This window comes from Parvularcula marina (assembly GCF_003399445.1).
Taxonomy (GTDB): Bacteria; Pseudomonadota; Alphaproteobacteria; order Caulobacterales; family Parvularculaceae; genus Parvularcula; species Parvularcula marina.
Map to the genome: position 1 here is coordinate 42,555 of NZ_QUQO01000002.1, position 25,736 is coordinate 68,290.

The 25,736-nt window shown below is 58.5% G+C and carries 14 protein-coding genes; 9 read left to right on the forward strand and 5 right to left on the reverse strand.

What is annotated here, in order from left to right:
- Nucleotides 1-8: 8 nt before the first annotated feature.
- Nucleotides 9-3,389 (forward strand): transglutaminase family protein, encoded by a 3,381-nt coding sequence (locus tag DX908_RS14135; RefSeq protein WP_116393143.1) that lies wholly within the window; start codon nt 9-11, stop codon nt 3,387-3,389.
- 12 nt (nt 3,390-3,401) lie between these two features.
- Here the strand turns inward: DX908_RS14135 and DX908_RS14140 are convergent, their stop codons facing one another.
- Nucleotides 3,402-5,132 carry a hypothetical protein gene (locus DX908_RS14140; RefSeq protein WP_116393144.1) on the reverse strand — a complete coding sequence of 577 codons (1,731 nt, stop codon included), beginning with the start codon at nt 5,130-5,132 and terminating at the stop codon, nt 3,402-3,404.
- Between the two features lie 92 nt (nt 5,133-5,224).
- The gene (locus DX908_RS14145; RefSeq protein ID WP_116393145.1) at nt 5,225-6,556 is read right to left on the reverse strand and encodes an ammonium transporter family protein; all 1,332 of its coding nucleotides are present in this window, start codon (nt 6,554-6,556) and stop codon (nt 5,225-5,227) included.
- A 394-nt stretch (nt 6,557-6,950) separates the two neighbouring features.
- On the opposite strand from DX908_RS14145, the gene DX908_RS14150 reads away from it, so the two are divergent.
- Nucleotides 6,951-7,511, forward strand: a complete 561-nt coding sequence (locus DX908_RS14150; protein ID WP_147303817.1) for a hypothetical protein — start codon at nt 6,951-6,953, stop codon at nt 7,509-7,511.
- An 18-nt stretch (nt 7,512-7,529) separates the two neighbouring features.
- Here the strand turns inward: DX908_RS14150 and DX908_RS14155 are convergent, their stop codons facing one another.
- The 3 genes from DX908_RS14155 to DX908_RS14165 form a co-directional block, all read right to left on the reverse strand.
- The gene (locus tag DX908_RS14155; RefSeq protein WP_116393147.1) at nt 7,530-13,208 is read right to left on the reverse strand and encodes a cadherin-like domain-containing protein; all 5,679 of its coding nucleotides are present in this window, start codon (nt 13,206-13,208) and stop codon (nt 7,530-7,532) included.
- 200 nt (nt 13,209-13,408) lie between these two features.
- Nucleotides 13,409-15,634 (reverse strand): CHASE2 domain-containing protein, encoded by a 2,226-nt coding sequence (locus DX908_RS14160; protein ID WP_116393148.1) that lies wholly within the window; start codon nt 15,632-15,634, stop codon nt 13,409-13,411.
- A complete protein-coding gene (locus DX908_RS14165) occupies nt 15,635-17,878 on the reverse strand; it encodes a FecR domain-containing protein (RefSeq protein WP_116393149.1) in 2,244 nt (747 codons plus the stop codon).
- A 228-nt stretch (nt 17,879-18,106) separates the two neighbouring features.
- On the opposite strand from DX908_RS14165, the gene DX908_RS14170 reads away from it, so the two are divergent.
- The 7 genes from DX908_RS14170 (at nt 18,107) to ccoP (ending at nt 25,709) form a co-directional block, all read left to right on the forward strand.
- On the forward strand, nt 18,107-19,612 hold the full coding sequence (locus DX908_RS14170) for a ShlB/FhaC/HecB family hemolysin secretion/activation protein (RefSeq protein ID WP_116393150.1): 1,506 nt from the start codon (nt 18,107-18,109) through the stop codon (nt 19,610-19,612).
- A 99-nt stretch (nt 19,613-19,711) separates the two neighbouring features.
- Entirely contained in the window at nt 19,712-21,061 is a 1,350-nt protein-coding gene (hemN, locus tag DX908_RS14175; RefSeq protein WP_116393151.1) for an oxygen-independent coproporphyrinogen III oxidase, read from the forward strand.
- A 171-nt stretch (nt 21,062-21,232) separates the two neighbouring features.
- Nucleotides 21,233-21,820, forward strand: coding sequence for a cyclic nucleotide-binding domain-containing protein (locus DX908_RS14180; protein ID WP_158548824.1), 588 nt, complete (start codon nt 21,233-21,235; stop codon nt 21,818-21,820).
- A gap of 381 nt (nt 21,821-22,201) precedes the next feature.
- Nucleotides 22,202-23,875 (forward strand): cytochrome-c oxidase, cbb3-type subunit I, encoded by a 1,674-nt coding sequence (gene ccoN / locus DX908_RS14185; RefSeq protein WP_233508725.1) that lies wholly within the window; start codon nt 22,202-22,204, stop codon nt 23,873-23,875.
- A gap of 16 nt (nt 23,876-23,891) precedes the next feature.
- On the forward strand, nt 23,892-24,626 hold the full coding sequence (ccoO, locus tag DX908_RS14190) for a cytochrome-c oxidase, cbb3-type subunit II (RefSeq protein ID WP_116393153.1): 735 nt from the start codon (nt 23,892-23,894) through the stop codon (nt 24,624-24,626).
- Between the two features lie 5 nt (nt 24,627-24,631).
- Nucleotides 24,632-24,796: a cbb3-type cytochrome c oxidase subunit 3 gene (locus tag DX908_RS16820; RefSeq protein ID WP_116393476.1), complete on the forward strand. Its 165-nt coding sequence runs from the start codon at nt 24,632-24,634 to the stop codon at nt 24,794-24,796.
- Nucleotides 24,783-25,709: a cytochrome-c oxidase, cbb3-type subunit III gene (ccoP, locus tag DX908_RS14200; RefSeq protein WP_116393154.1), complete on the forward strand. Its 927-nt coding sequence runs from the start codon at nt 24,783-24,785 to the stop codon at nt 25,707-25,709. The genes DX908_RS16820 and ccoP overlap by 14 nt, the downstream gene beginning before the upstream one ends.
- Nucleotides 25,710-25,736: the final 27 nt, after the last annotated feature.

The window sequence follows — 25,736 nt, forward strand, 5'->3', positions numbered from 1 at the left end:
GCTGGCCCATGAGCATCGACGTCGCGCTGACGCATCGTACGCGTTACGTATATGACAAGGCGATCTCGATGGGATCGCAGATTGTCAGACTGCGCCCGGCACCCCATTCACGCACGCATGTGAAGTCCTTCGGCTTGAAGATCACGCCGGAGGAGCACTTCCTCAACTGGCAACAGGACCCGTTCGGCAATTACCTCGCCCGGCTGGTGATCCCTGAGAAAACCAAGAGCTTCGAGGTCGTCGTCGATCTGGTTGCGGATCTCTCGCCCATCAACCCGTTTGATTTCTTCCTTGAAGAAGAGGCGAGTGAGACGCCTTTTGCCTATGACAAGGGGCTCTTGAAGGAACTCGCGCCCTATCTTGAGCTGATCGAGGGCGGCTCGTTGTTCGAGCGGCTCGTTGTTGAAGAGCGCCGCAATTTCCAGAAGGGCGACGGTACGATTGATTTCTTTGTCGGGATCAATCAGCGGCTGGAACAGGCGATCCGCTACACGACGCGGATGGAGCCGGGTGTCCAGACGCCGGAGGAAACCCTCAAGCTGGCGGTCGGCTCGTGCAGGGATTCGGCCTGGCTGATGGTCGCGCTGATGCGGCGGCTCGGCATCGCGGCGCGGTTCGTCTCGGGCTATCTGATCCAGCTGAAGGCGGATGAAAAATCTCTCGAGGGGCCATCCGGGCCGGAAGAGGATTTCACCGATCTTCACGCGTGGACGGAAGTCTACCTGCCCGGCGCGGGCTGGGTCGGGCTTGATCCGACCTCGGGGCTTTTTGCGGGCGAGGGGCATATCCCGCTCGCGGCCACCCCGTCACCGCAGAGCGCCGCGCCGATCTCCGGCGGGCATGAGCCAGCCGAGGTCGAGTTCGATTTCGAGATGTCGGTCACGCGGGTCTATGAGACGACACGGGTGACGAGCCCGATGAGCGAAAATCAGTGGGCGGCGATCCGCGAGGCGGGTGAGAAGATCGATGAGCGCCTAAACCGGAATGATGTGCGCCTGACCATGGGCGGTGAGCCGACTTTCGTGGCCTCAACTGATCGCGATGCGGAAGAATGGAATATCGACGCCGTCGGCCCGACCAAGCGGATCTATGCCGACAAGCTCATCCGCAAGTTCCGCGACCGATTCGCGCCGGGCGGGCTTTTGCAATATGGGCAGGGCAAATGGTATCCGGGTGAGCAATTGCCGCGCTGGGCCTTCGCGCTTTACTGGCGGCGGGACCATGTGCCGCTGTGGCAGGACCCTTCGCTGATCGCGACGGAGAACGGCCCGCGCGAAGCTGGCGCGCCGGAGGCGGAGCGTTTCATGTCGACGCTCTGCGGAGCGCTCGGCATTGATGAGGATTATGCTCAGCCGGCCTTTGAGGATCCGGCGGCCTATCTTTTTCAGGAATCGAAGCTGCCGCCCAATGTCGATCCGCTCGACAACAAGCTCGAAGATCCTGAATCGCGGGCGCGCCTCGCCAAGGTGTTCGACCGGGGGCTGAGTACCCCTGCCGCTTTCGTCCTGCCAATTCAGGTACAGCAAGGGCGGGCGAGAGCCTCGCGCGCCTGCCGCTGGGTCAGTGAAAAATGGAAAACCCGCCGGGGAAGGATTTATCTTAATCCGGGGGACAGCCCGTCCGGCTTCCGCCTGCCGCTGACGTCGCTGACCTATCTTGATCCAAGACGGCGGCCCGATGTCTATCCGCTTGATCCGTTTGCCGCGCGCGGCGCGCTCCCGGCGCGCGAGCCGACCATGCAGCGGCCGATGGGGGCGGGGGGCGATGCCCTACCGCCAGAGAATTTGCCCGATGAGATCGAGCCTGACTGGCCTGATATGATGGATGTCGAGCCGGGCATGGCCTTTTATGGCTCAGGGCCTTTCATCCGTACCGCGATGACGGTCGAGCCGCGGGACGGCGTGGTCTGCGTTTTCCTGCCGCCGGTCCGCTCCGGCGATGAGTTTGCCGACCTGATCGCGGCGATTGAGGAGACCTCCGAGGCTACCGGCCTGCCGATCCAGATCGAGGGCTATTCTCCGCCGCCGGATCACCGGATCGATGTCATCAAGGTGACCCCCGATCCAGGCGTCATTGAGGTCAATATCCATCCCGCCCATTCATGGCGCGAGCAGGTCGATGTGACCCGCTCGGTTTATGAAGCGGCGCGGGAATGCGGGCTTGAGGCCTCGAAATTCATGATTGATGGACGCCCGACGGGCTCGGGCGGCGGCGCGCATATTGTGGTCGGCGGCGCGACCCCGGCGGACAGCCCCTTCCTGCGGCGCCCGGACGTTCTCGCCTCGATCATCCGCTACTGGCAGAACCATCCGTCTTTGTCCTATTTCTTCTCCGGCCTCTTCATCGGCCCGACGAGCCAAGCCCCGAGGCTGGATGAGGCGCGTCAGGAATCGCTGTTCGAGATGGAGATTGCGCTCTCCAAAGTGCCCAATCCGCTGGCTTCGTCAGGCGCGGACTGCCCGCCCTGGCTGGTGGACCGGCTGTTCCGGCATCTCTTGACCGATGTCACAGGGAACACCCACCGCGCGGAGATCTGCATCGACAAGCTCTTCTCGCCGGATGGGCCGACCGGGCGGCTGGGCCTTGTTGAATTCCGCAGTTTCGAGATGCCGCCACATTACCGGATGAACCTTGCCCAGCAGCTATTGCTCCGGGCTCTGATCGCCTGGTTCTGGGAGAAACCCTATGAGGGCGGTCTGACCCGCCACGGCACGTTGCTGCATGACAAATTCATGCTGCCTTACTTCCTCAAACAGGATCTTGCTGAGGTCATGTCCGATGTCTCGCGCGGCACGGGGATCGCCTTTGATCCGGGCTGGTTCGATGCGCAATATGAGTTCCGTTTCCCGAAACTCGGCGAGCATGAGATCGAAGGCACCCATATCGAGCTGCGCGCGGCGCTCGAGCCGTGGCATGTCCTTGGTGAAGAGGGCACGGTCGGCGGTACAGCGCGGTTCGTCGATAGCTCGCTGGAGCGGGTTGAAGTCAAGGTGCGCGGACTAGATCATCAGCACTATGCGCTTTTGTGCAATGGCTATGAAGTGCCGTTGACGTCAATCGAGGAAGATGGCCAGCATGCGGAGCTCGCCGGTATCCGCTTCCGGGCATGGTTGCCGCCATCCTGCCTGCACCCGACGATCTATCCGCATGCACCGCTGATCTTTGATCTTTATGATCGCAAGAATGGCCGGGCCGTGGGCGGAGTGACCTATCACGCGCATCACCCGGGTGGCCGGAATTATGAGACTCAGCCGGTCAATGCGCTGGAGGCGGATGGCCGCCGCCGCTCGCGTTTCTCGACTTTCGGCAGCGCCCCGGGGGCAATGAGCCCGCGCCAGCCGGTGATGTCGCCGGAATATCCGACCACGCTGGATTTGCGGATCGCGTAACGCCTTTCGGGGTTATTTCTTAGGACGGCGGTCGATACTGCGCCGCTTGACCCAGGCATTGCCGTTCGACATCAGCCCCGCAATGCGTTGCTCCGCGGCGGGCTTGCGGCTGCCGCCGACTTCCGCAGGCAGGGGGGCAGCCTTGCGCACCGTGCTGATCGTATCCGGCGTCTCCGCCCTGACGGAATTGTCCGCCTTGCCATGGGTGAGGAGGGCCGTCATCCGCGCAAGGCTGTTCTTTTTGTATCTGTAAAGATGATAATCAGTCGGCAGCGGGCGCGAAGCGTCATGATGTTGCCGCTCTGGCAATTTCTCGCGCCATTGCCCGCCGCTGTAACTCTGGTTGAGCGGCGTTAAGAGCCCCGCATCAGCCAGCACCATCGCGGCCAGCGTCAACCGTTGGGCGGACGAATAAGCCTCTGGGCTCGTCCGGCTGGCGGACGGAATGGCAAGATAATAGGCGCCGCGCCACCAGAATGTGTGGTAGAGAAGCTCCTCATGGGGCGGCTTGTTATCCTCATCCCCCATCAGATGCTGGATCGAGGCTGATTGCTCCATATAAGCAGGATGATCCTTGATCGAGCGTGCAGGTTTCCGTCCGTGCAGGGACAGGATCAGGATGAAGAGGTCGATGGCAATGGCAACGCCCAGCGGAATGTAATCCCGCCCCGCCATCAGCTTGGCGTCACTCTTGCCGCGAAAGGGCGCAAACATCGTATTGGCGAATTTGCCGAAGGCCGCGACGGTCGCATCCGGGCCAAGCGGCACATCCAGCGCGACCTCGGGCAGCTCGGGCAGGGCGGACAATGCACTGACCGCCTGCGACATGATAATATCAAGCTCCCGGTCAGGACAGGAGAATGTGATATCGCCATCGGTCATCGGGGCCTGTCCGGCGTCGATCCGTCCTTCGAGCAAGGTCACTGCGCTGTGAACGGATGGTCCGGTGCGAAAGGCTTCGTATCGGGTCGCGGTCTCGGCCATGACCTGCTCGGTTTCCTTGAGCAGGCGCCGCGTGCCTTCCTCATCAAGGGAGGCGAAGGCCGATGGCGTCAGCCGGCCGAGTTGTTCGGAAAGCTCCGCTCGCAGGGCAAAAAGGCTGCCCGGCGTCATCTCGGCGCCTTCGCCGACCTGCACCGCAATGCGTTTTCGAAGCGCGGTCATGGTCGCGGCATCCTGGGTCCGCAGCCGATAGCGGGGGCCGGGACCGGCGAGTGTTTCAGGGCCGCAGGTACCGCCTGCGCTCGTTTCCTGATCGGCGCGTTCGACCGACAGGGTGGCGAGCGCATCAAGAGCGGACAGGCTTTCATCCAAGCGGCCATAGGCGAGGGCGAAAGTGCGGTTCAGCCGGTCGACCTCATATTCGGCGGCGCGCTGTGCGGCGCTGTGGGATTCGATATGCTTCCAGTAAAAGCCGTAACCGAAGCCGACGGAAATAACGGTCAGAAGGACGTATCCGAACAAAAAGAGCGGTGTGAGCAGGCCGGTCTGCCCGCTGCTCAATCTCTCGAGTGTCCAGGAAATCAGAACGGTCAGGATGGCGACCGCAAAGCCGATGGTGATGATGGTGGCAGCGCCGGGATAACCATTCGCGGCGGTGATCAGGCCGATCAGGCCTTGAGTCGTCGACCACCAGGAGAGAGCGAGGAGAGCGGTGAGGAGGAACCCCCGTGTCCACTCAACGCCAGACAGGCGGTCAAGGATGGCCGAAGTGATACGCGTACGGCCGGCATCCGAACTCATTCCCTGCCCCATGAGTTATTCGTACTACAGAAGAAAGAAGTGCGGTGGAGCCTGGAAAAGGAGAGGCTCCACCGCGCATGGTGTTCTACCGGTTATTCGGCCGGGTAGTGGGCCTTGACGATGTTGATACCCGGGGCGCCGGTTTCGGCGATGTCGAGACCAACATCCTCATGTTCCGCAGTCGACCTGATGCCGATGGTGAATTTGAGGAAGAACCACAGAACAAGGCTAACCCCGAAGACGAAGCCCGCATTGGCGAGAACGCCTGTGCCTTGTGCGATGATGGAGACTTCCTTGTTCGACAGCGGCACGACCAGCGTGCCCCAGATGCCGCAGGCGAGGTGAGCTGGAATAGCGCCGACCACATCGTCGATGCGCAGTGCATCAAGCAGCGGGGTGACGAGGAAGACCAGCGTGCCGCCAATGGCGCCAATGATCACGGCAAGGAGGATTGAGTCCATGACAGGATCCGGCATCAGCGGCTCAGCCGTGATAGAGACAAGGCCGCCGATCGCGCCATTAAGCGCAAGCGGAAGGCTGATCTTGCCCAGAAGCAGCGTTGAAAGGACAACGACGGTCACGACACCAGAGGCAGCTGCCATATTGGTGTGGATGAAGATGTCCGAGACTGCGATTGAGTCATCAAGCGAGCCGAGCGCGAGCTGCGAACCGCCGTTAAAGCCGAACCAGCCGAGCCACAGGATGAAGACACCCAGCGTGGCAAGCGGCATGGAAGCGCCGTAGAATTCGTGCTTCTCGACAGTGCCGTCATATTTCCCTTTACGGGCGCCCAATGCGATGGCCCCGGCAAGAGCTGCCCAGCCGCCGGTCGCGTGAACAAGAGTTGAGCCTGCGAAATCCGAGAAGCCTTTGGCGTCGAGCCAGCCGGCACCCCATTCCCAGCTTGCCTGGATCGGATAGATAAAGCCGGTCAGGATTGCCGTGAAGATAAAGAACGGCCAGACGCGGATCCGCTCGGCCAGTGTGCCGGAGACGATCGACGCGGCGGTCGCCACGAACACCATCTGGAAGAACCAGTCGGACCCCGCCGAATAGCCCGTGCCCAGAGGATCAGAATCGTCTGCCGACCAGACATTGTTCTCAAGAAGGTTGTTGACGTAGCCGCCTTCTTCGATGCCGTAGATCATGTTGTAGCCGCACAGCCAGACCATCAGCCCCGCGATGGAATAGAGTGTGATGTTCTTCAGGCAGATTGCAGCCGTGTTCTTGGCACGGACAGAGCCCGCTTCAAGCATGCAGAAGCCTGCCGCCATGAACATGACGACCATCCCCATGATCAGGAACAGCAGCGTGTTGAAGATGAAAGTTGTGTCTGGCGCGGGGGCCTGCGCATGCGCAGTGGCGCCCCCGGCCAGTATCACCGCAGGCAGGGCGGTGAACAGCTTCGATCGAGTTATCCGCATCGATAATCCCCTTTTGACTTGCACGGATTGGCGCCGCCCATGAGCGCCGTATGACAGTATGTTTACATTTTTGCGATGCAATATCCAGCGCGATAATATGATTTTTAATGCTGCATTGCGCTATCAAAAGGCGAAGTGTAGTGATATTGCGGGGTTAAACGGGGCAAACACCCATAAAATAGTTCAAGATTGGCATAAAATATCAATGCTTTTGGTGGCCCGGTAGGGCGGCCAGCGGGGTAAGGCTCCCGGGAAGTGCAGCATTCTGAGACAGATCGCAGCCTTCTTCGGGTCGTCTGGCAAGTGGGAACCGGGGATCAGTAGAGGGGTAAAAATGCCGGTGGGCAGGGCAGAAAACCGCCATGAGGGAAGCCGCGACCGGGGAGCCGCGCATATGGCGGGGCTGCGGCCTGTCTTCCTGTCGGGCGGTATGCTGTTCGGCGGGGCGGCGATCCTTGGCGGATTGCTTTTGGTGATCCTCCAGAGTGGCGCAGGCATTGGCGGGCTAGCCCTGATGGGATCAGGCGCGCTGCTTCTGATCTCAATGGCGGTGCTTGATCATCTGTATAAGGAGAGGCCTCAACTGCGGCGCGAAGCGGAGGCGATCTGTGTTCCCAGCCTTCTCGCTCGGCTGGGTCCCTCCCGTTTACCGTCCCGGCGCGTCGTGCATGATGCCCTTATCTGGCTGGACGGCCGTGCGCATCTCGTGATTCCGCTTACCGGACCTTATGAGCGTGCGCGGGCGGATTATCTCGAAAGCCTGATCTCTCTTACGCATCTGATGACGGAGGAGGGGCTCGCAACGCCTGCCGATCCGCTCGAAGGCGGTGCGGGGCGGCGCGAAGCCCTGCGGCGCATGGAAGGCTCAAGCGCGAGCTGGCCGTTCCGCAAACGCCATCTCTTCTTCCGGCTCGGCGATGGGGTCATCACCGAGCTGCTAAGTGAGCTGCCCTGACGGGCGCTGCATTCCTGATCAGAGAAGCAGGATAGAGATGTCTTCGGGCTCGAACACCGGCGCGTAATCCGGTGTCGATCCCATCTCAGGCGCAAGATCCTCGAAGGCTTCGCTCGCGGCCGTATCGGGCAGAACGATTTCCGCCGTCACAGGGGCTGGCACTTCGATGCTCGATGCCCCGCCCTCGAAAGTGAACTCGACCACCGTTGAAGAGCCGAGCACATTCTGGATCGTGCCGGCATCGCCGCTGTTCTTGTCGAATGACGTCACGTCCTGGAAGTTCAGTGTCGGGACATTCAGATTATCGACAAGAGTGATCGAACCGCCATCGAAGAAGCTGATATTCAGATCATCAGCCTGTCCGTCACCGTCAAAGTCACCGCCGGCAAAGGCGACGAAATTATCGATCTCGCTGAACAACAGGTCTTCGAGATCGCCGCCCGGTGTCGCTCCGTCAAAGGTGACATGGAAAGCGATCTTATCGCCGTCAAACGAGAAGAAGCTTTCGAGCACACTATGTCCGGCTTCATTGGTGATGCTAGTGATCGCACCGCCGACCACCTTGACGGTCAGCTCGAAGAGATGCGTGTCGCTGCCTGCGCCGCCATTGAGAGTGTCATCACCCTCGCTTGCAATCAGCGTATCATTGCCGTCGCCACCGAACAGCATGTCATCGCCATCGCCGCCGTCGAGCTCATCGTTTCCTGTGCCGCCATCCAGCGTGTCATTGGCGCTGCCGCCGCCCAGCGTGTCATTACCTTCGTCCCCGTACAGAAGGTCGATACCGCCTCCGCCGAAGAGGTCGTCATCATCCTCTTCACCGCTCAGCGTATCGCGCCCCTGACCGCCAATCAGCGTGTCATCGCCTGTGCCGCCGGAAAGCAGGTCATGACGGTCTTCGCCCTTGAGCAGGTCGTCGCCTGATCCGCCAACAAGGTCGTCGTCGCCATAACCGCCGCGCAGCTCGTCATTGCCAGCATCACCGCGAAGGACGTCAAAGCCGTTATTACCGATGAGCAGGTCATCGCCGCTGCCGCCAGAAATCTGGTCGTCATTCCGGCCACCCTTGATCGTATCTTCGCCGTCGCCGCCCATCAGCGTGTCTTCACCCTGATCGCCGAGGATGCTGTCATTGCCGTTACCGCCTTCGATCTCGTCATCGCCGTAAGCGCCATCGAGCGTGTCATTGCCGCCCTGACCGAAAATCGTGTCATCGCCAGCTGCGCCAAAGACGTAGTCATTGCCTTCGGGTGCGGTATCGTCCGGCCGAGGTGCATCGCGGTCGCCATAGATAAGGTCGCCGAGCCGACCGCCAACAAGGCTGTCAGAGTCTCCACCGCCGATCAGCGTGTCCTTGCCATCGCCGCCATCGAGCGTGTCATTACCGCCGAGCCCATAAATCAGGTCATTGCCGTCGAGGCCGGAGAATTCTTCGGATTCATCCGTACCGATCAGGGTATCGTCCTTCGGCGTTGAGCCCGAGCCATCGCCAAGCCCGATAATCGTGATGGTCACGGTTGCCGTGTCGCTGCCGCCATTCCCATCACTGACGGTATAGGTGAAGGTCTCCGTCGCGGTCTCGCCTGACTCCAGGTCATCGAACTGCCCATTCGGATCATAGGTGAATGTGCCGTCGCCATTGGAGACGAGCACGCCCAGCATGCCGGTGTCGTCATACCCGACAAAACTGATCGTATCGGTGCTGTCGATATCACTGTCATTGGCGAGCACATCAAAGACGGCTGTTGCAGTCTCCTCGTCGGTCGAGAGCATGTCATCGACCGCATTCGGCTGGTCATTGATGCCTGTTACCGTGATCGTCACGGTCGCTGTATCCGTGCCGCCTTTGCCGTCACTCACCGTATAGGTGAAGCTGTCAGTCGCTGTCTCGCCTACACCCAGATAGTTAAAGGCCGCATTCGGATTATAGGCAAAGGTGCCATTGCCATTGTTGATGACAATGCCTTGCGTGCCGCTCGTATCGAAGCTGGCGATGGACAGGGTGTCCATGTCCGCATCCGTATCATTCGCAAGAACAGCGATGGTAGAGATCGCACTGTTCTGGCTGGTCGAGACGCTGTCGGCGACTGCCACCGGATCGGTGTTCATCACATCGCTGACACCGGTGATCGTGACGGTGACCGTCGCTGTGTCGGTGCCGCCATTCCCGTCGCTGACGGTATAGCTAAAGCTGTCGGTCGCTGTCTCGCCTGCTTCGAGATATTCGAACTGGCCATTGGTGTCATAGGAGAACGTGCCGTCGCCGTTATTGGTGACGACGCCGATCGTGCCGGTGACATTCAGCCCGGTGACGCTCAGGACATCGCTGATATCGACATCACTGTCATTGGCGAGAACGGAGATGACAGCGATGGATGAGTCTTCATCCGTGGTCGCTGTATCATCCATCGCGTCAGGGTCATCATTGACGCCGGTAATCGTGATCGTGACGGTCGCGGTATCGGTGCCGCCATTCCCGTCACTGACGGTGTAGGTGAAGCTGTCCGTCGCCGTCTCGCCCACGGCGAGATAGTCGAACTGGCCATTCGGATCATAGGCGAAGGAGCCGTCACCATTATTGGAAACAAGCCCCGCCGCGCTGGCTGCATCAAAGCTCATGACACTGAGCGTATCACTTGCATCAACGTCACTGTCATTGCCGAGGACAGAGATGGCGGCGAGCGTGCTATCCTCATCGGTCATCGCTGTGTCGCCAGCGGCGACCGGGTCGTCATTCACGCCGGTGATGGTCACAGTGACGGTGGCCGTATCCGTGCCGCCATTCCCATCGCTGATCGTGTAAGTGAAACTGTCCGTCGCACTCTCGCCAACAGCGAGATAATCAAACTGACCGTTCGGGTCATAGGCAAAAGTGCCATCACCATTATTGGTGACTAGGCCCAGTGTACCCGCCGCATTGAAGCTCGTGACATTCAGCACATCGCCCATATCGGGGTCGCTGTCATTATCGAGAACGGAGATGACGGCGATGGCGCTGTTTTCATCCGTCATCGCCATATCATTTCCGGCGACCGGATCGGCATTCATGCCGCCCGTATTGTCGTTGACGCCGATAATGGTGATCGTGACGGTTGCGGTGTCGGTCCCGCCATTCCCGTCACTAACGGTGTAAGTGAAGCTATCGGTTGCCATCTCACCGGCATTCAGGGCTTCGAACTGGCCGTTCGTGTCGTAAGAGAAGGTGCCGTCGCCATTATTGGTGACAACGCCTACCGTGCCAGTCGTGTCAAAGCCGGATATGCTGAGCACATCCGACGCATCGACATCCGTATCATTGGCAAGAACTGAGATCACGGCGATGGATGAGTCTTCATCCGTAGACGCCGTGTCATCCATCGCGTCGGGGTCATCATTGACCCCGGTGATAGTGATCGTGACGGTCGCGGTGTCCGTGCCGCCATATCCGTCACTGATCGTATAGGTGAAGCTGTCGGTCGCGGTCTCACCGGCGGCCAGATAGTCGAACTGGCCATTCGGGTCATAGGTATAGCTGTCGACGCCGGTCTCCATGACAAGGCCGGTCGTGCCGGTCGTATCGATGCTCTCGATCAGGATGACATCCGACGCATCAGGATCAAAATCATTGCCGAGAAGGCTGATCGAGACGGCGGCCGTATCCTCATCGGTCGTGACCGCATCATCGACGGCGACAGGCTCGTCATTTGCGCCCCAGACCGAGATCGTGACGGTCGCGGTATCGGTGCCGCCATTCCCGTCACTGATCGTATAGGTGAAGCTGTCAAAGGCGCTTTCGTCCGGCGCAAGATACTCAAACTGGCCGTTCGCATCATAATCGAATGTGCCGTCACCATTCATCGTGACGAGGCCGATGGTCGAAGACGTGTCAAAGCTGACGACGCTGATCGTGTCGCTGGCATCGATATCGCCGTCATTATCGAGAACGGGGATGCCTGTGCGGATCGTGTCTTCATCGACGAGGAAGAGGTCATCGACCGCATCCGGATCATCATTGACGCCGGTGATAGTGATGGTGACGGTCGCGGTCTCGGTGCCGCCATTCCCGTCGCTCACCGTATAGGTGAAGCTGTCGGTGGTAGTCTCACCGACGGCCAGGTAATCGAACTGACCATTCGGGTCATAGGCGAAGGTGCCGTCGCCATTATTGGTGACAAGGCCGGTCGTGACGCTCGTATCAAAGCCGGTGACACTCAGCACGTCACTCGTATCGACATCGCTATCATTGGCGAGAACGGAGATGACGGCAATGGCGCTGTCTTCATCCGTCATCGCCGTATCATCAACGGCATCGGGATCATCGTTCACGCCGGTGATGGTGACGGTAACCGTAGCCGTGTCAGTGCCGCCATTTCCGTCGCTCACCGTATAGGTGAAGCTGTCGGTCGCGGTCTCACCGACAGCCAGATACTCGAACTGGCCATTCGGATCATAGGCAAAGGTGCCGTCCCCATTATTGGTGACAAGGCCTGCCGTGCCAGTCGTGTCAAAGCCAGAGACGCTCAAGCTGTCTGACGCATCGACATCACTATCATTGGGCAGGACCGAGATGACAGCAATTGCGCTGTCTTCATCCGTAGACGCAGTATCATTGTTGGCGACCGGATTGTCATTGACGCCGGTGATCGTGATGGTGACGGTCGCCGTGTCGGTGCCGCCTTTCCCGTCGCTAACGGTATAGGTGAAGCTGTCCGTCGCGCTCTCGCCTACGGCGAGGTAATCGAACTGGCCATTGGGGTCATAAGCAAAAGTGCCGTCCCCATTATTGGTAACGACCCCAGCCGTGCCGCTGTCATCAAAGCTGACAACGCTCAGCGTATCTGCGGCATCCGCGTCGCTGTCATTGGCAAGAACAGAGATCACCGAAATGGCGCTGTCTTCATCCGTGGTCGCTGTATCATCGAGCGCATCCGGGTCATCATTGACGCCCGTGATGGTGATCGTGACGGTTGCCGTGTCGGTGCCGCCATTTCCGTCACTCACCGTATAGGTGAAGCTGTCCGTGACAGTCTGGCCTGCGGAGAGGTAATCGAACTGGCCGTTCGGATCATAATCAACCGTGCCGTCCCCATTATTGACGACGAGGCCGACTGTGCCAGTCGTATCAATGCTCGAAACGGTGAGCGTGTCGATCAGGTCTGGATCTGAATCATTGGCGACAAGCGAGATGGAAGTGAGGGCGGTATCTTCGTCCGTGCTCGCTGTATCATCCGTGGCGGTCGGATCGTCATTGCGGCCAGTAATGGTGATCGTCACCGTGGCGGTATCAGTCAGGCCGCTCCGGTCCCGGACGGTATAGGTGAAGCTGTCGGTCGCGGTCTCGCCGGCGGCAAGGTAATCGAACTGGCCATTAGGGTTATAGGTGAAGAGGCCACCAGACAGGGTGACCGTGCCGATTGTCCCGGCAGTGCTGAAGGAGCCGACGGTGAGCACTTCGCCGAAATCTGTATCGACATCATTGGCGAGGACATCGATGCCGGTGACGGCCGAATCCTCATCGGTCGTCGCGCTATCGTCGTTGGCGTCTGGCGGATTGTTCAGCCCGAACATGTTCTCGGTCGGGCTCGGAATCTGGGAGAGGCCGAAGACCGGGGAAGTGGGGCTGAAGCCCTGCGGAGAGCTGAATGAAATCTCATTAAAACCGCTCTGCATCCCGTAATTGAAAATGCCAAAGCTCAGATCGGATGGCTTCTTGTCCATCGGAGTCCCCCCAGGTAACCATAAACCGCCGGTATTCTGCGATAATCTAGCAGAAACATTGGCTTAGCTTGGAGGCTGCGGGGTGCCTCCCCCCAAATGGGGGGTAAGGCGCAAGAGAGGCTCCCGTATCAGGGAAAAGCCACACTTTTAAAGGGTGTTAGTAGGTGCGGTTTCGCGCGCTGCCAGAATGTTTTGGCAGTTCAGGCCGCAACAGCACCGGATTTGGACTTCCAGATTTCCGCCGGAAGGTGCGCTTCGGCCCTGAAGCCGCCGCCTTCGCGCTCGCCAAGCTCGAGCCTGCCGCCCTGCAGTTTGAAGATGCCGTCGACGAGGAAGAGCCCGAGCCCGCAGCCTTCATGCGACCGGGTACGCGAGCCGTCACCCTGCTCGAAGAGGGCGGTCAGTTTCTCAGGTTTGTCGGTACGCGGGCCGGGGCCATCATCCTCGACGATCAGCGCGTGGGTCTCGTCATCCGCGCGGATCCAGACCGTGCCGTCCTTGCCGGCGAATTTCGAGGCATTGTCGAGCAGGTGATAAAGCGCGGTAACGGTGAGGTCATAATCTCCTGACATTTCGGTCTCGCCGACCTCGATCTTGACCGTGGGTGACGTCCAGGCCTGTCGTGTGGAGGCCCGCTCCAGCGCGGCTTTGGACGCCTCCTCTAGAGAGAAAGTCTGTGTCCGCATTTCCTGATCGCCAGACTGAAGCTGGGTTGCGAGCAACATGTCGTTGACAACGCCCAGAAGCTGACGGCCAGATGAGCCGATCATCTCGCCGAACTCGGTATATTCCGGCGCGGAGTGCTCTCCGAAGGCGGCTTGTGAAATCAGATCAGCAAATCCGCAGACGGAGTTCAGCGGCGTGCGCAGCTCATGGCTCATCGTGCTGATCAGGGTCGATTTGGCAGCGGAGGCCTGAGCGTGCATTTCCTTGGCGTCGCGTTCGGCCTGTTCGGCCTGTTTCTGCGCCGTCAGGTCGTGCATCGTGAAGAGCTTGAGGAACCGGACCTCCCGGCGCTGTTCATAGCGCGAGCGTGCAACTGGCAGTTCCACTTCCGCTCGCGATACCTCGACATACTGCATCTCGCCATCTGCATCAGGCATTTCGATCAGGGCAGGGCCGTCACTGTAATCAGCCTCGGTCAGGCTCGGTGCGGCGACTTCGATCGGCTGATCGATCATCTTGCGGCACTCGCAGCCTAGCAGTTTGGCTGCCTGCTCATTGCAGCTTTCGACACGGCCAAGTCGGTTGACCAGAACGATGCCGTCATGGTTGCTCGACATCATGGTGTCGAGAATGGCCGCGTGCTTGCGCACATGCATGTGGGACCGGAAAATCTTGGCAGCATAATCATCCGCAGCCGCACAAAGCATGAGGGAGATCATGGCCAGCTGGCTGATATGGCTCATGCCTGTTTGGATCACGAGATCAAACACAGCCTGGCTAATGAGGCCGATGACGAAGATCGCCGCCAGCGCCGAGAGGTTGAGGATCGTATAAAGGCGAATGCCCCGTCTTGAGATGCTCTGCGTGGCAAACAGCATCCCGATCACGACAAAGCCTACGCTGACCCAGAGAGGGGCTGTGTATTTTTCAGTGTGATGGCGGATCGTCTCATATGCCATCGCATTGAGGATGACCCCGCTCTGCAGACCATGCCGCGGGATAGCGAATTCATCTCCTAATTCGAGCGCAGTAGAGCCGACGAAGACCGTCCGGCCACGCACATATTCTGAGATATCCGCTCCATCGAGGACATCGACGAATGAGATCACCGGCAGTTCACGAAGGTCGTGTGCGAAATTGATCGTCCGCAGGCCCTCGAATGGCTCCCGCTCGTTCAGTGCGAGCGCAAGTTGAGGCACATTGCCGTGAGAGAAGGGGTCATAGGCCGGCATCTCGCGCACAATCCCGTCTTCATCGATCGGGAAGGTGGTCGTCGCCAGCCGTGCATGACCCTTCAGGGTTGGATTTGGCGAAATCTCGGCGATGACGCCCGGTGCGCCCTGGAATTCCTGACGGAAGGTCGCAAGATAGACGGGGACGGAAGAATTCTCGATCGCCTCGGCAAATCGTTCATCACTCTGGCCGCGTGAGCTGAAGTCGATATCGAAGGCAACCTGTTTTGCGCCGGCTTCATTCAGCCGGTCTAGCAATTCACCATAAAAGCTCCGGGGCCATGGCCAGTCTGGATGGGCCTGAAGGCTCGCCGTGTCGATGGCGATCAATGCTGAATCAAAGTCACGGTTTTGCGGCGTTGCCGAGAACCGTGCATTGAGGATGGAATTATCCAGTGCCCGGAAGAAGGGCGCATTATGGAATGTGAAAGCAGCAGAAACGGCGCTGAGGATCAGCGCCGTTCTCCAAAGCAGGGGGCGTTTGCGGAATGTCGCAATTATGCCCTGCAGATTAAATCCCCCGATCAATTACTTCCCCCCGAGAAGACCTCCGACCAGTCCGCCGACAAGGCCGAGCGGGTCGATCACGATATTTGTGCCGTCGACATCCTGACCGGAATCAGCGACCGTGTTGAGGTCTCCGTCTACTGAATTCTCATCACCCAGGATAAGATTGTCATCTCCAGTGATGTCATTGAGATCCCCGGTGACTTCATTGCGGTCGCCAGTGATATCGTTGAGGTCACCGACCACGATGTTGCTGCTGCCGACGATGGTGTTCTCGTCGCCAGTTACCGAGTTGAAATCACCTTCGACCGAGTTCTTATTGCCCTGAATGTTGTTCCACACACCTCGAACGTCGTTTTCATCAAAGCCTGCGAGAGCGGAGCCAATTGTGTTATTATCTCCGTTCACAACATTCTTCTCGCCATAAATGACCGAGTCAAAGCCGGAGATATCGTTTTCATCACCGGAAACGAAATTCAGGTCCCCGGAAATGACATTTTTTTCGCCAAATAAGTTATTGTACGAGCCGGTTACAATGTTTTCCTGACCTTCGATCTCATTGCCAATGGCTGCTAGGACACCTTCTGCGTTCTCACCGCGATAGATCTCATTCTTGTCGCCACGGATATAGCTCTCATCGCCTTCGATGATGTTCTGTTTGCCCTCAACGTCATTGCTGTCGCCAAAGAATTTGTTGTCATTACCGGAGGTGTAGTTGTCATCACCTTCTGCGTAATGATTGTTACCGGTTAGATCGTTCCGGTTACCGAGGATGGTGTTATTGTTCCCATCAACTCGGTTATCATCACCGCCGAACTGATTATTGTTGCCATCTGCATAGTTGCCGGTGCCGTCGAAAAGGTTGTTCCGACCAAGATCCGTGTTCTGAGCACCATCGTCGTCGCCTTCAGAGCCGTCGTCGTCGCCTTCAGAGCCGTCGTCGTCGCCTTCGGAGCCATCGTCGCCGCCTTCGGAGCCATCGTCGCCACCTTCGGAGCCATCGTCGCCGCCTTCGGAGCCATCGTCGCCACCTTCGGAGCCGTCATCGCCGCCGTCGGAGCCATTGTCGCCGCCTTCGGAGCCATCGTCGCCGCCCTCGGAGCCATCATCGCCGCCTTCGGAGCCATCATCGCCACCCTCGGAGCCATCGTCGCCGCCTTCGGAGCCATCATCGCCACCCTCGGAGCCATCGTCGCCGCCTTCGGAGCCATCATCGCCACCCTCGGAGCCATCGTCGCCGCCTTCGGAGCCATCATCGCCACCCTCGGAGCCATCGTCGCCGCCTTCGGAGCCATCATCGCCACCCTCGGAGCCATCGTCGCCGCCTTCGGAGCCATCATCGCCACCCTCGGAGCCATCGTCGCCGCCTTCGGAGCCATCGTCGCCGCCCTCGGAGCCATCATCGCCGCCCTCGGAGCCATCGTCGTCACCCTCAGAGCCATCGCCGCCATTGCCGTTGTCACGACCATTGCCATTGTCACGACCATTACCGTTGCCGGAGCCGTTATTGTTGCCGCTACCGGCAGGCGTTTCCGACGGGGTCTGACCATTACCGGAATTGCCGTTGCTGACGGGGTCACGGACGAGGACCGAGCTGTTGTCACCAGTGGCTTCGGGGGTTGCGGGAGTGTCGCCACCAGAAGATTCCGACGAAGCATCATTCCCTGAAGCATTGTCTCGGGCTTTGGATGCCGCTCGAGCTCTCTGTGCGGTAAACGAGTTTGAGGCCGGAGCTGCGCTGACAACCAATTTGCCGCCTGGAGTGGAGGTTGCCAAACGACCTTTGCTGACCATCTGGATGTCGCCCGTGTGCTCGGCTGTGACTTCAACGAGGCCTTCCGTGACCTGAACGCTATGGCTCGGCCCGTCTGCACTCACAATGAAGACTGTGCCTTTGACGACAGCCGCAACCTGACGCGTACGGACTTCGAAATGGGGTTGTCTGCGCCTGTCGACACTATAGGCGACCTGACCAGCCGATTGATTGACGGAAGTGCTCTGCTCACTATCGCCTCGACCCAGCGAGATGCGGGCATTCGGCCCAAGCATGATGCGTTGTTCGCCGCGTTCGACGACAGCGTCGCTCTCGTTGCCTGTTGAAATCCAGCCGGAGCGGAAGCTCACGGTCTGGCCTGGATCAATTTTGGTTCCGTTGACGTGGACTTCGCCATTCGCCTCAACGACTTGCCAGACTTGCTGAGCCAGTGCTGGCGAAAATCCAAAAAAAACTGCGATGACGATCGCAGTACGAAGAACACGTAACATGAGCACACTCCAAACAGGAACGTGCAATATGGCATTCAACGGTTAATCGGCTGCCAATAATACCTTGCCCCGTGATGAACAGAAATAAACGAATGTCAGGGTAATCCTCACCATTCATTCACCAGTTATTGCTTCATTAGGACCCTGACGTCTGTTGAAGGAATCAAAGGGTTGGGAAGACGAGTACCTCTTCTCGCGGCCGCGGTAGTTGCGGCCAGCGTGGCTCTCATGCCAGCCGAAGGGGCAGCTGAATCCGCAACTGAGGCAGAATTAGAAGCCGAGATTTCCCAAACCCAGATCCGTTCCGTCCATATTATGGGAGCGCTCACAGTTTCCGGGCACAGCCTGGAGATGCTCGCCCAGCCCTATATTGGTCGACCATTGGCGCGGACTGACCTTCAGGAACTTGCCGACGAAATCTCGCAAGGCTGTCAGGCGAGGGGGCTTTTGCTTTGCCGCGCGGACATCCATCCGCAGGATCTTGATGACGGCGTGCTCGAAGTCACGCTGTCCGAGGGGTATTTCGACCGGATCGAAGCTGACCCCGAGCTGATGCCGCTGCTTGAGGCGAGTTTTGCGCGCACCCTCAAGGAACGCCCCGTCAGTGAAGGGACTTTCCGCCGCGAAGTCGCGATGCTCGATGAAATCCCCGGTCTCAAAATTAAGGCGATCCGTCCGCGCCGTCTGAATGGCGCTGTCTATGTGCTCGAAATCGAAGGCGAGTATGACCGTATCGGCCTGCGGGGCCTTGCGACCAACAGGGGCTCGCGCCGGGATAATCCGTGGAAAGCATTTCTCGGCGGTGAGATCGGCTCAATCCTTTCTCCAGCTGACCGGCTGAGCTTTGGGGTCCTCTTCCGACCGCAAGCGATCGACGAACTGATTTTTGTCCGAGGCCGCTATGATACGGCGCCGTCGTACCGGGGGATGCGTTTCTATACGGAATTTGCGGCATCGAATTCGTCACCGCGAAGTGAACTTGATGATCGCGATGTCGAGGGGGTCCTGTTTCGCGGCAAATCGGGGGTTCGCTTTCCGCTCTACCAGCGAGAGGGCCTGCGCCTTGCTGGCGATATCAGCTTTGAAAGCCTTTATTCGCGCGAAGAGGAAAGCGGCCTCGAGCTTTACGAGGACAGGCTGCATATTTTCCGCGCAGCGCTTCAGGGCAAACGCCGGGTGGGCCGGTTCGGCCTGATGACCGGGGAGCTGGAGTTCAGCCAAGGGCTCGACATCTTTAATGCCGGCGGAGGCTCGCGCCTTGATGGCGAAGCCGAGTTCTCAAAAATCACTTTCTCTGGGCTTTACGCAACGCCGCTTGTCAAAGGCGTCGTTGCCCGCGTGGGAACAGAAGCCCAGTGGGCGAACAATCCGCTGCTGTTCACGGAAGAATTCGGTGTCGGCGGCGGCAAGTTCGGCCGCGGCTACGATTTCGGCGAAGTCCTTGGTGAGAATGGCGTCGCGGCTTATCTCGAGCTTGCACGTCCATTCCAGTTTGATGGGCTTCTGGAGCGGGTCGAGCCCTATATTTATGGCGATGGCGGCACGACCTGGAATGAAGGGGCCGGTCTCACGGCGGACGGAACTGTCCTCTGGTCCGCGGGCGGCGGTATGCGGCTTTATGGTCGGGCTGGGTGGCGTCTTTCATATGAAGCGGCAATGCCGCTCTCTGATGCGCCCTATACGCTGGACGATTACTACGTCCGGCATCGGTTGGACCTTTCCTTCAACCGATAGCAGTAATGTGGATAACTTTGATCTGGAAAACTTCCGGAACTGATACAGTCGTTTGACCTAAATCACGATGAGCTCGGCGGCTTCGTCTAGCTTCCGCATATGCAAACGCACTGGCAAAAATATCTCGGCGCAAACATTCCGCGCTACACGAGCTACCCTTCAGCACTTGGTTTCTCGAGCGATGTGGGTGCCGCTGCGTATGAGAACTCTCTTAAGAAGATCGGCCAGTATGAGCCGATCTCTTTATATATGCATATCCCTTTCTGCCATCAGCTCTGCTGGTACTGCGGCTGCAATATGCGTGTGGAAAACCGCTATGAGCGGATCTCCCCCTATGTCGAAGCGCTGAGCCGCGAAATTGAGATGGTCAGTGAGCGCCTCGGCGGGCGCGGCTATATCAGCCATGTCCATTTCGGGGGCGGCACGCCGAACACGCTCCATGCAGCTGATATAGAACGGCTGATTACCGGCATCGAAGAGCATTTCGGTCTTCGCGACGAGACGCCTGTCGCGATGGAGATCGACCCGCGGCTTTGCTCAGATCTTCAGGTCGCCCAGCTCGTTAAGATGGGGATTAAGCGCTTCAGCATGGGGCTTCAGGACTTTGATCCTGAAGTGCAGACCGCCATCAATCGGGTACAGAGCTATGAGATGGTCAAGAACTGCTTTGACCTTCTGAGAGGGGCCGGCGTTCGCGATATCAGCGTCGATCTCCTTTATGGACTACCCCATCAGCGGCTAGAGACATTCCGCCAAACAGTCGAACAGGTGATCGAGCTAAGGCCTGAGCGAATCTCCCTGTTTGGTTATGCCCATATGCCGGCACGCATTCGTCATCAGCGGATGATACCGGAAGATCACATGCCCAGCCGGGAGATGCGCACCGTCATCTCCGTTGATGCGGCCAAGCTCTTTGAAGAAGCGGGCTACGACCGAATCGGCTTCGATCACTTCGCGCTGCCGGACACGCCGATCGCTATTGCGGCTCGCGAGCAGCGCCTAAACCGGAATTTTCAGGGCTTCACTGAAGACAGGGCGCGGAACGTCCTGGGCTTCGGGGCGAGCGCAATCTCAACTGTGCGCGGCCTTATCGTGCAGAATGCCAAAGAAATCCCGGCATATATGAAGCCGATTGAGCAGGGTGAGCTGCCGACCGAACGCGGCCTTATCGCGACGGAAATCGAAGAAGCGCTCGGGGAATGGCTCAAGCGCCTGCTGTGCGACATGCGCGGAAATCTGAACCAATATCTTAAAATCATTCAGGCGGACGGTCCTGCAAGAGAAGAGATCTTCAGTACACTTACGCCATTTGAGAAGGATGGAATTGTTTACTATGACGGCGATGACATCGTCATTGCCGAGGACGCAAAGGCCCTGGTTCGTTCTGTCGCAGCGGCGCTAGACCCTCATGTTTCCAGTGAAATCCGGTATGCATCACCCGCAGTTTAGTAAGGCTCAGTGGTAGCAAGCATACGCACTTCGCGGTATGATGTGCGGTCAATAGTCATTTGAGTCTTATTAATGAAGCGCGATTGCGGCTTTTCATCTTCGACCCCGAATTTCTGCGCTCTATGTGATGCGCGGGAGCGGTCAGTCTGTGCAGAGCTCACGACAGAAGAGATGAAAGAGGTTTCTCAGACCATGGCGCATTTGCCGGTCAAGGAAGCCCAAACGCTGATCAAGGAAGGTGAGGGGAGTGAATTCCTCTTCGTCGTTGTCAGCGGCAGCTTCCGCATGGTCCGGATGCTCGAAGATGGTCGGCGTCAGATCGTCGGTTTCGCTTTTCCCGGTGATTACATCGGAATGGGTGAAGCTGTGGAAAACGACTACAGCGTCGAGGCTCTCGAACCGTCTCTCGTTTGCCGTTTCAGCCAGAAATATCTCGATGAAATGGCAGGGCGCCATGTCGGCATCAAAGACCGCCTGATTGCGAAAGGCAGGACTGAGCTTCACAAGGCCCAGGACCACATTGTCATTCTCGGCAAGCATAATGCTGAGGAACGGGTGATGACGTTCCTTCATATGCTGCGCAAACAGCTTGGCGGGGACGAGATTTATCTCTCCATGTCCCGTCAGGACATCGCGGACTATCTTGGCCTTAGGCTTGAGACCCTCAGCCGTACCCTGACCAAGCTCAAAAAGTCTGGCGACATTGCCAAACTCGAAGGTCGCATCGTCGAGCTCATCCCGCTGGCGGAGAGCGCCTGAGCAAATCTCCCGGTTTTTTCCGTTCGCACAGGCAAGGTGCATGACATCCTCCTGAGAATACGGGGCGTTCTTCATTTTCCTCTAATGGAAACTGAATATAGGTCGTACGCCCCTCGCTACAGACGGCGATCATGATCGTCCCGTCCGCGCTCACATTCGCGTGAGCGGCGGGGGCAGGCATCAAGATGGCCAGGACTCCCGCCAACCTGCCTATGAGGGGGAAGGAAGGGGCGGACATAAGGCTGGACGGTAAGTGCTTGGCCATGGCCATTCCCTAGCTGACCGTCAGATGCGGCATTTGACATGAGTCAAAACAGGCACTTTCGAGCCGTGGCACCTGAAATTTCAAAGATTGAAATTCGTGCGAAGGGGAACCAGCCCGTGTCATCGACATCAACCAGCCCTGCGCCACGCCCGAAAGGGGCGGTCGGTGTGGAAGTGCCGTTTCTTGCCGTCTTTCTGGGGATCGGCAGTCTCTTTTTCTTCCTGATTGCGGCGAACACGCCGGAAGCCGCGATGGAATTCCATGCGCTGGTCTTCATGGCTGCGTTCATGGCAGGGACATTCTCCCTACTGATGCATATCCAGTCGGGGCGTCAGATCCGGCAGGACGTCTACAATATGAATATCGTGAAGGTGGGGGTCTTCATGTCCGCCTTCTGGGGGATTGCCGGTTTTCTTGTCGGGGTGATCATCGCCAGCCAGCTGGCATTCCCCAACCTACTTTATTTTGAGAACCTTCCCTGGACGAACTTCTCGCGCCTGCGGCCGCTGCATACCTCCGCTGTTATCTTTGCTTTTGGGGGCAGTGTACTGCTGACAACGTCGTTCTATGTGGTGCAGCGGACCTGCCGGGCGCGTCTCTTTGGCGGGATGCTGCCCTGGGCGGTCTTCTGGGGATACCAGCTCTTCATCGTGATTGCCGCAACCGGCTATCTAATGGGGATTACCCAGTCCAAGGAATATGCCGAGCCCGAATGGTATGCGGATTTGTTCCTCACCATTGTCTGGGTCGGCTATTTGCTGGTCTTCCTCGGGACGATGTGGAAGCGCAAAGAGCCTCACATCTATGTCGCGAACTGGTTCTATCTCGCCTTTATCCTGACGATTGCGATGCTGCACATCGTCAACAATCTGGCGATGCCGGTCTCGATGTTTGAAAGCCGATCCTACCAGCTCTTTGCTGGTGTGCAGGATGCGCTGACCCAGTGGTGGTACGGCCATAATGCGGTGGGCTTCTTCCTTACCGCCGGCTTCCTCGGGATCATGTATTACTTCATTCCGAAGCGGGCGGAGCGTCCGGTCTATTCCTACCGTCTGTCGATCGTGCACTTCTGGACCCTGATCTTCATCTATATCTGGGCCGGCCCGCACCACCTTCATTACACCGCGCTGCCCGAATGGGCGCAGACCCTCGGGATGACGTTCTCGGTCATGCTGTGGATGCCCAGCTGGGGCGGCATGATCAACGGCCTGATGACCCTCTCTGGGGCATGGGACAAGCTGCGGACGGATCCTGTCATCCGCATGATGATCGTCTCGGTCGCCTTCTACGGCATGAGTACCTTCGAAGGCCCGTTGATGTCGGTTCGCGCCGTCAACTCGCTCAGCCACTATACCGAATGGGGCATCGGCCACGTGCATTCGGGCTCGCTCGGCTGGGTCGGTTATATCAGCTTCGGCGCGCTTTATTGCCTGACCCAATGGGTGTGGAAGCGCAAACAGCTTTATTCGAACACCCTCGTCGAATGGCATTTTTGGATCTCGACCATCGGCATCCTGCTCTACATCACTGCGATGTGGGTCGCCGGGATCACCGAAGGTCTGTGGTGGCGCGCCTATGACGAGTTCGGCTTCCTTCAGTACTCGTTCATTGAGACCGTCGAAGCCAAGCACATCCCCTATATCATCCGTGCTGTCGGGGGGCTGATGTTCCTCGTGGGTGCCATGATCATGTGTTTCAACCTCTACATGACCGCAAAAGGCCGTGTTCGGAAAAGCGAACGTCATGCAGACGACGTCTCCCCGGATGTCGCCGCGGTCCCGGCAGAATAAGAAGAGGAACAGGTAAATGTTGAACCGTCACAAGTTTCTCGAACGTCACTCTGGTCCACTTATCGCGGCGATCCTGGTCGTCGTATCGATCGGCGGCATCGTGGAAATCGCGCCTCTCTTCTATGTGGAGAACACAATCGAAGAGGTCGAAGGGGTTCGTCCCTATACGCCGCTCGAACTGGCCGGCCGCGACATCTATATCCGGGAGGGCTGCTATGTCTGCCACTCCCAGATGATTCGCCCCCTGCGCGATGAGGTCGAGCGTTATGGTCACTACTCACTCGCCGCGGAGAGCATGTATGACCACCCCTTCCAGTGGGGCTCGAAACGAACGGGGCCTGATCTTGCGCGTGTGGGCAAGAAATATTCAGATGACTGGCATCGTCAGCACCTGATCGATCCGCGCAGCTTGGTGCCGGGCTCTGTCATGCCGCCTTACGCTTTTCTTGAGACAACAACCCTCAATGATAGCCGGATCGGCGCCAAGATGGTCGCCAACCGCCGGGTTGGGGTTCCTTATACGGATGAGCAGATTGAGTCGGCGCAGGACGACCTTCGCCTTCAGGCTGGCTACCCTTACGCAGAAGATTTCGAGGGCTTTGAGGCCCGTTGGCCCGGTGTCGAAACACCGTTCCTTGCGGACAACAAGAAGGTCACCGAAATGGATGCCCTTATCGCCTATCTTCAGGTGCTCGGCACGATGGTGGATTTCTCTACCTTCGATATCGAAACCGTCGACAATCAGCGGTGATCAGCATGCATGTCTTTCTTTCAAACCTCGCCCAGACGTTCGGCCTTTTGCTGTTCATTCTGGCTTTCGTCCTTGTCCTGATTTACGCGCTGGCGCCCGGCAACAAATCCAAATTTGACCGCGCCAGCCAGCTCCCGCTTGAGGAGGATACTGAAAATGACCACGTCTGATAACGGCCATCACGAACCTGACATTGATGATCACAGCGGTATTGAGACGACCGGCCATGAATGGGACGGGATCAAGGAGCTCAACAACCCGCTGCCGCGCTGGTGGCTGATCATCTTTTACGTCACGATTGCGTGGGCGTTCGTCTATTACATCTTCATGCCGAGTTTTCCGGGGCTGAAGGGGATCCGCAATCACTCTGAGCGGGTGAATGTGACCGAAGACCTCGCTACTTTGCGAGAAGCACGTAGCGAGCTGGCATCGCGTCTCCTGACGACCGCGTCGCTGGAGTCGATCGAACAAGACAATGAGCTGCGCCAGTTCGCCATGGCGGCAGGCAAATCAGCATTCGGCGACAATTGCGCGACCTGCCACGGCGTGGGCGGGGTCGGCTATCCCGGTTATCCCAGTCTTGCCGACGATGTCTGGCTCTGGGGCGGTACGCTCGATGATATTCGTCTGACGATCACCCACGGCATTCGGTCTACGGATGAAGATGCTCGTTTTTCTCAGATGCCAGCTTACGGCGAACAGGGGATGTTGTCGGGTGATCAGATCAATGATCTTGCGACATACGTTCTCAATTACTCAGAACCGCAAGTGAATGAGGAAGCTCTGGCCCGTGCGGAGCCGCTCTTCCAGCAACAGTGCTCGATCTGCCACGCAGAAGACGGCACCGGCGACCGGTCACAGGGCGCACCGAACCTGACTGATGCCGAATGGCTCTACGGTGGCGACTATGCGACGATCCGCGCACAGATATGGAATGGCCGCAATGGTATCATGCCGAACTGGGGCGAGCGTCTCGATGACGCGACCATCGCCTCGCTGGCCGTCTATGTGCATTCTCTCGGCGGCGGGGAGACCTCCCCTCAGGCTTCGCTTGAAACCGGCGAGCCGGAGAATATTCAGTAGGCTGTCATGCCTTTTGATGGATCGGAA

Bases quoted from the DNA above. Each gene is read 5' to 3' on its own strand.
- DX908_RS14155 (WP_116393147.1), bottom strand. From the start codon at position 13,208: ATGGACAAGAAGCCATCCGATCTGAGCTTTGGCATTTTCAATTACGGG.
- DX908_RS16820 (WP_116393476.1), top strand. From the start codon at position 24,632: ATGCATGTCTTTCTTTCAAACCTCGCCCAGACGTTCGGCCTTTTGCTG.
- ccoO (WP_116393153.1), top strand. From the start codon at position 23,892: ATGTTGAACCGTCACAAGTTTCTCGAACGTCACTCTGGTCCACTTATC.
- DX908_RS14140 (WP_116393144.1), bottom strand. From the start codon at position 5,132: ATGAGTTCGGATGCCGGCCGTACGCGTATCACTTCGGCCATCCTTGAC.
- hemN (WP_116393151.1), top strand. From the start codon at position 19,712: ATGCAAACGCACTGGCAAAAATATCTCGGCGCAAACATTCCGCGCTAC.
- DX908_RS14135 (WP_116393143.1), top strand. From the start codon at position 9: ATGAGCATCGACGTCGCGCTGACGCATCGTACGCGTTACGTATATGAC.
- DX908_RS14145 (WP_116393145.1), bottom strand. From the start codon at position 6,556: ATGCGGATAACTCGATCGAAGCTGTTCACCGCCCTGCCTGCGGTGATA.
- DX908_RS14180 (WP_158548824.1), top strand. From the start codon at position 21,233: ATGAAAGAGGTTTCTCAGACCATGGCGCATTTGCCGGTCAAGGAAGCC.
- DX908_RS14165 (WP_116393149.1), bottom strand. From the start codon at position 17,878: ATGTTACGTGTTCTTCGTACTGCGATCGTCATCGCAGTTTTTTTTGGA.
- ccoP (WP_116393154.1), top strand. From the start codon at position 24,783: ATGACCACGTCTGATAACGGCCATCACGAACCTGACATTGATGATCAC.
- DX908_RS14170 (WP_116393150.1), top strand. From the start codon at position 18,107: ATGCCAGCCGAAGGGGCAGCTGAATCCGCAACTGAGGCAGAATTAGAA.
- DX908_RS14150 (WP_147303817.1), top strand. From the start codon at position 6,951: ATGGCGGGGCTGCGGCCTGTCTTCCTGTCGGGCGGTATGCTGTTCGGC.